Raw genomic sequence first — 3,067 nt, forward strand, 5'->3', positions numbered from 1 at the left:
CCCTGCCGAGCGACACCCGACACCACCGAACCCGCCGACACACCACCGGCCAGGCTCTCCAGACCAGTCAGCAGCCCCTCACGCTCACCGCCCACCACGACCGCCCGGTGCTCGAACGCCGACCGCGTCGTCGCCAACGACCAGCCCACATCCACCGGATCCAACTCCGGCCGGGCCGCAACCCACTCCCGCAACCGGCCCGCCTGCGCCACCAACCCGGCCGCAGACCGACCCGACACCAGCCACGCACCAACCTCACCGGTCTCCACGACCACCGCGGTTCCGGGCGCGCCACTCCCCTCGTCCCCAGCGCGAACCTCGTCCTCGGCCTCGGCAGACTCGGGAGCAGGAGCCTCTTCCACGATGACGTGCGCGTTGGTGCCACTGATCCCGAACGAGGACACACCGGCACGGCGCGCACGCTCCCCGGCGGGCCACGGAACCGACTCCGTCAGCAGCCGCACTTCACCCGCCGACCAGTCCACGTGCGACGACGGCTCGTCCGCGTGCAACGTCCGCGGCAACTGCTCGTGCTGCAACGCAAGCACCATCTTGATCAAGCCCGCGACACCAGCGGCTGCCTGGGTGTGCCCAATGTTGGACTTCACCGAGCCGAGCCACACCGGACGGTCCTCGGGACGATCCTGGCCGTACGTGGCGAGCAGTGCCTGCGCCTCGATCGGATCGCCCAGCGTCGTACCCGTGCCATGCGCCTCCACCACGTCCACATCGACAGCGGACAGTTGGGCGCTGGCCAGGGCGGCGCGGATCACCCTCTGCTGCGAGGGACCGTTGGGAGCGGTCAGACCGTTGGACGCACCGTCCTGGTTCACCGCGGAGCCGCGTACCACCGCGAGCACCTTGTGGCCGTTGCGCCGGGCGTCCGAAAGCCGCTCGACCACGAGCATGCCCGCGCCCTCGGCCCAGCCCGTACCGTCCGCGTCCTCAGAGAACGCACGGCACCGCCCGTCCACCGACAGCCCCTGCTGCCGCGAGAACTCCACGAATGTCCCCGGCGTCACCATCACCGTCACACCACCGGCGAGCGCCAACGAGCACTCGCCTGATCGCACCGCCTGGGCGGCCAAGTGCAGCGCCACCAGGGACGACGAGCACGCCGTGTCCACCGTCACCGCCGGGCCTTCAAGACCCAGCACGTACGACACCCGGCCCGACAGCACGCTCGTCGCATTGCCGGTCATCAGGTGCCCCTCAGCACCCGACCCACCCTGACCCGCCCAGGAGACACCGATCCCGTAATTGGACGCGAAGCCGCCCGCGAACACCCCGGTCGCGGTGCCGTGCAGCGAGTGCGGGTCGATTCCGGCGCGCTCCAGCGCCTCCCACGAGGTCTCCAGCAGCAGCCGCTGCTGCGGGTCCATGGCCAGCGCCTCACGCGGACTGATCCCGAAGAACCCCGCATCGAACACCGTCGCATCGCGCAGGAACGCGCCCTGCGCCACGTACGAGGTGCCGTCATTCTCACGATCCGGGTCGTAGACGCTGTCCAGGTCCCAGCCGCGGTCGGTCGGGAAGCCGCTCACCGCGTCGCCGCCCGAGGACAGCAGCTCCCAGAACTCCTCCGGACTGCCCGCACCACCCGGGAAACGACAGGCCATACCGACGATCGCCACCGGCTCCGCCGCCCGCTCCTGCACCTCGCGCAGCCGTGCTCGGGCGTCCTGGGCGTCTGCAATGGCCCGCTTAAGGTAACTACGAAGCTTGTCCTCGTCAGACACGTCAGCTCCCAGGAATGATGTTTCGGCAGTTTCAGGGGAGGGCCGGCCACACGGAGCGTGCGGCCAGCCCAGTTCCGGCGGGGCCCGTCAGGGCCGGGCAGGGGTCACTCGAGTTCGTCGACGAGGGCGAACAGCTCGTCGTCGGTCGCGGCCTCGAGTTCTGCTTCACGCCGCTTCTTGCTCTTGTCGGCGGTCTGGCCGCTCATGGCATCCAGAAGGCGACGCAGCCGTTCGGTGGCCTCTTCCCGCACCGGTTCGTCCACCGAGTCGGCCCGGAGGGCGGCCTCAAGCCGGTCGAGCTCGGTGAGTACCGGTACCGGCACCGCTTCGTCCGGCACCATCTCGGTCCGCAGCCACGTAGCGAGTGCGACCGGAGTGGGGTAGTCGAACACCAACGTGGCGGGCAGCCGCAGTCCCGTCACACCGTTCAGGCGGTTGCGCAGTTCGACGGAGGTCAGCGAGTCGAAGCCCAGGTCCTTGAACGCCCGCCGGCCCTCGATCGCATCGGCCGAGGCGTGCCCCAGTGCCGCAGCCACCTCGGCCCGCACCACGTCCGTCAGCACCCGCTCCTGCTCCGACCGGCCCAACTCGGCAAGTCGGCGTACCAGTTCACCCTCACCCCGGTGCGCACCACTGCTGCTCGTACCCGCGGCGGCGGCCAGCTGACGGATCTCCGGCAGATCGCGCATGAGCGGCGTCTCCCGCGGATCCGCCGCGCCCGGCGCCGCCACCAGCTGCGCCCAGTCGACGTCCATCACCGTGACGACGGCGTCCGGGCCGTCCAGCGCCTCACCCAGAGCGCGTACGGCAAGCTGCGGATCCATGGGCGGCATCGGGCCACGCTTGACCCGCGCCCGCACCACCTCACTGGACTCGGCGAAACCGCCACCCGCCCATGCACCCCATGCCACGGTCAGACCGGCCAGGCCACGGCTCCGCCGGTTCTCCGCCAGAGCGTCCAGGAAGGCGTTCGCCGCCGCGTAGTTGCCCTGACCCGCAGCGCCCAGCGTCGACGCGGCCGAGGAGAACAGTACGAACGCGTCCAGATCCAGGTCGGCTGTCGCCTCGTCCAGATACACCGCACTCGCCGCCTTCGCAGCCAGCACCGTCTCCAGACGCGACACCGACAGCCGGTCCACGACACCATCGTCCAGCACGGCGGCCGTGTGCATTACGGCAGAGAGTGCAGCTCCCGTCGTCCCGGTCCAGGCCACCAGGCCGGCCACAGCCGAGCGGTCACTCACATCACAGGCCACGATGTCGACGGCGGTCCCGGCAGCCGCGAGCTCGGCCGCCAACGCTGCCGCACCCTCCGCGCCGGGCCCGGA

Annotated in this window: 2 protein-coding genes; both read right to left on the reverse strand. The window is 70.6% G+C overall.

The window, feature by feature from the left end; translation table 11 throughout:
- A partial coding sequence (locus tag AB0I10_RS40850) for a beta-ketoacyl synthase N-terminal-like domain-containing protein (protein WP_363157807.1) occupies positions 1-1,739 on the reverse strand: 1,739 nt, incomplete at its 3' end.
- Between the two features lie 104 nt (positions 1,740-1,843).
- Positions 1,844-3,067 (reverse strand): KR domain-containing protein (locus AB0I10_RS40855; protein WP_363157808.1); only part of this gene is annotated, 1,224 nt, incomplete at its 5' end.

This window comes from Streptomyces sp. NPDC050636 (genome assembly GCF_040654775.1).
Lineage (GTDB): Bacteria > Actinomycetota > Actinomycetes > Streptomycetales > Streptomycetaceae > Streptomyces.